Source organism: Planktothrix sp. FACHB-1355 (genome assembly GCF_014748295.1).
In the GTDB taxonomy this organism is placed as follows: domain Bacteria; phylum Cyanobacteriota; class Cyanobacteriia; order Cyanobacteriales; family Aerosakkonemataceae; genus Aerosakkonema; species Aerosakkonema funiforme_A.
In genome coordinates, this window is sequence record NZ_JACJUP010000905.1 from 1 (window position 1) to 3,000 (window position 3,000).

Below are 3,000 nucleotides of genomic sequence, written 5' to 3' on the forward strand. Positions count from 1 at the left end.
GAGCGCCAAGCCTACCGAAAATGAAGAGAGATTCACAGATGCCTGGGGCACTACTCATCTTATCGCCACAAAAAGATCTCTTCACACAGATGCAGCTGGCAACGTATTTTTGGTTGGAGTAATTAGAGATATTACCGAACGCAAGCGATTGGAGGAAGACCTCAAACGCACCGCAGCAGAGTTGGTTCGTTACAACACCGAACTTAAACTTTCACAAGATCGGTTGCGTCATTTAGCTTATCATGACAGTCTTACCGGTTTACCGAATCGAAAACTTTTTTACGAACAGCTCAGCCAATCATTAGAGTGGGCTGCACAAAACGAGCGACTGCTGGCGCTGCTGTTTCTCGATCTGGATGGCTTCAAGCAAATCAACGACACTCAAGGGCACGATATGGGTGACTTGCTGCTACAAGGTGTTGCCGATCGACTCACTAACTGTCTACGCAGTAGCGATACCGTCTCCCGGCTGGGTGGCGATGAATTTACCGTAATTTTGCCAATAATTAAGAGTGTGTCAGATGTGACAAGAGTTGCCGATAAAATTATCGACGCCATTACCCAGCCTTTTGTCCTGAACGGGCAGACAATTAATGTCACCATAAGTATTGGCATCAGCCTCTTCCCTCTCAACGGTGACGAAATGAACGCCTTGATTAAAAATGCCGATGCGGCTATGTACCGTGCCAAACAACAGGGTAAAAACAAATACGAGTTTTCTTGAAATTCTGCCCACCCAAATGAAACCTCTGTACAGCCGATCGCAATCAAGGGGGTAATCAACCCGGATTTGCGATCGCACTACTTGTATCCTGGTTAGTCAATCGCCCTAGATTTGTGAAGGATATTCAAGGATTGTATAAAGTTTCAGTAAAAATACTTACTAAACATAATCCACTGAATATTCAGTGAATATACTGTTAATCGATGGCATTAGAGATCGGCTATGAAGACTTTTTTCAGGTTCGCAGGTGTGGCAACTTTATTAGTCGGAGGCTTATTGATTACCTCGGAAATCAGCCTAGCTACAGCCTCCTCCGATCGGATAACTGATTTCTTATCCAGCTCGGAAAGTCAGCTAGGAGAGTTTTACAATTACCAGCCATCCTGCCAAGGAAAATGCGACGCTCCCGACAGCTCCACAGGCTCCGGAACTCGCTAGTGCTGAGTAAGGTCTTGCCAGAACGGTTATTTCGCCGACAGATGTTAGCTAACTGTAACGGGTGGAGATTGCCACCATTTGTCTTTTTGCACAACCGTGTGAACTTGCCAGCGCTTGTCCGGTTGCGGAACATCGATTCGATAATGACCACCTCGACTTTCAGTGCGAAAAGCAGCACTTTTGAGGATCAAGTACCCTACATCCAGTAAGTTATAAGTTTCGCCCCAAGTTCGCAGTTTTCGGTCGGTGATAGGTTCAGTAAATTTAACTAACTGACCGGGTTGTATATTTAACAGATAGTTACTTAGTTCCAAGGCAGCGAATTCCTGCCGCCACAGTTCCACTTGCGCGATCGCTCCCTCCAAAATATCCTGCTGACGACAAATTCCCGCACTTTGCCACATCAGGAGAGCTAACTCTTGCCGCAGCCACTCTACCTTTTCTATATCCGACCTGTGGGACGGCAATATATTTAAGCTTACCCACGAGCTAAGGTTTTCGGAAACGTTGACGATCGGAGATTGCCAAAAATTTTCCCCAGATTTTAGTTGCCGATCTTGTTCCCAGTCCCCAATCTCCAGATTGGCCATTTGGGCACCAAACACAATACACTCCAGCAGCGAATTGCTCGCCAGACGATTGGCACCGTGGACACCTGTACTAGCCGTTTCGCCTACGGCATACAACCCAGCAATCGAGGTACGATTCATCAAATCGGTAGCAATACCGCCCATCCAGTAATGGGCGGCTGGGGTGACGGGAATCGCTTCGCTAAACAAATCGACTCCCCAGCGCTGACAAACCTCAATGATATTCGGAAATCGACGGCGGATTTTCTCAGACGGGATTGGTCGCAAATCTAACCAAACGCGGTCTTCGCCAGTTTGCTGCAAATGACTGAAAATAGCGCGGCTGACCACATCTCTGGGCGCAAGTTCGCCGCTGGGATGGTAATTGAAAGCAAAGCGGTTTCCCTGAGAATCCACTAAATGGGCACCTTCTCCTCGCACCGCTTCGCTGATTAAAAAGTGCGGAGCTCCAGTCTTAGTTAAAGCTGTCGGGTGAAATTGAAAAAATTCTAAGTCGCGCAAAATCGCACCAGCACGGTAGGCGATCGCGACCCCATCGCCAGTACTCACAGCTGGGTTAGTAGTGTGAGCGAATACCTGACCCCCGCCCCCCGTCGCCAGTACCACCGCCCCAGCTCGCACCCAGATCGCCCGATTGCGGTACAGCAAGCAAAGCCCCTGACAGTGCCCGCTTGTCGGATTAATCCACAAATTTAACGCAAAAGCTGACGATATCACTCGAATATTCGGACGAGCCAATGCTTTTTCTGTCAAAGTACTGACAACTGCCCTACCGGTGGTATCGGCGGCGTGCAGTACGCGGGGGCGAGAATGGGCCGCTTCCAGAGTCATGGCCAGCCGCTCCCCATGCCGATCGAACGCCACACCCATATTTACCAGCGACTGGATACATTCAGGTGCCCGTTCTACCAAAAACTTCACGGCAGGTAAATCGCAAAGACCCGCACCGGCCTGCATTGTATCTTCGATGTGCAAATCTGGCGAATCACTGGGATCGATCGCAGCTGCAATCCCGCCCTGCGCCCAGTCGCTCGCAGACAGAGGCAAGTTATCTTTACTGATCAACCCGACTTGGAAATAGTCTGGTAAGCAAAGCGCCGCATATAACCCAGCCGCACCCGCCCCAACTACCAAAACATCGAAATGGCTGGGCAAATCTAAATTGGTTAGAGAACTGAAATCTGAAGAATTCAAAAATGGCTCCCACAAAAATCCCACTACCAGGGTAGTGAGATTAGTTAGCATTTT

The 3,000-nt window shown here is 48.9% G+C and carries 3 protein-coding genes; 2 read left to right on the forward strand and 1 reads right to left on the reverse strand.

Going from position 1 to position 3,000, the window contains the following annotated elements; genetic code table 11:
- Together H6S82_RS26745 and H6S82_RS26750 are read left to right on the forward strand one after the other, a co-directional pair.
- Positions 1-724: diguanylate cyclase (locus H6S82_RS26745; protein ID WP_191056994.1), on the forward strand; the 724-nt coding region annotated here is incomplete at its 5' end.
- A gap of 222 nt (positions 725-946) precedes the next feature.
- Positions 947-1,162 (forward strand): hypothetical protein, encoded by a 216-nt coding sequence (locus tag H6S82_RS26750; protein ID WP_190468437.1) that lies wholly within the window; start codon positions 947-949, stop codon positions 1,160-1,162.
- Between the two features lie 44 nt (positions 1,163-1,206).
- Here H6S82_RS26750 and nadB read toward each other — a convergent pair whose 3' ends face one another.
- Positions 1,207-2,997 carry an L-aspartate oxidase gene (nadB, locus tag H6S82_RS26755; RefSeq protein WP_190468435.1) on the reverse strand — a complete coding sequence of 597 codons (1,791 nt, stop codon included), beginning with the start codon at positions 2,995-2,997 and terminating at the stop codon, positions 1,207-1,209.
- Positions 2,998-3,000: the final 3 nt, after the last annotated feature.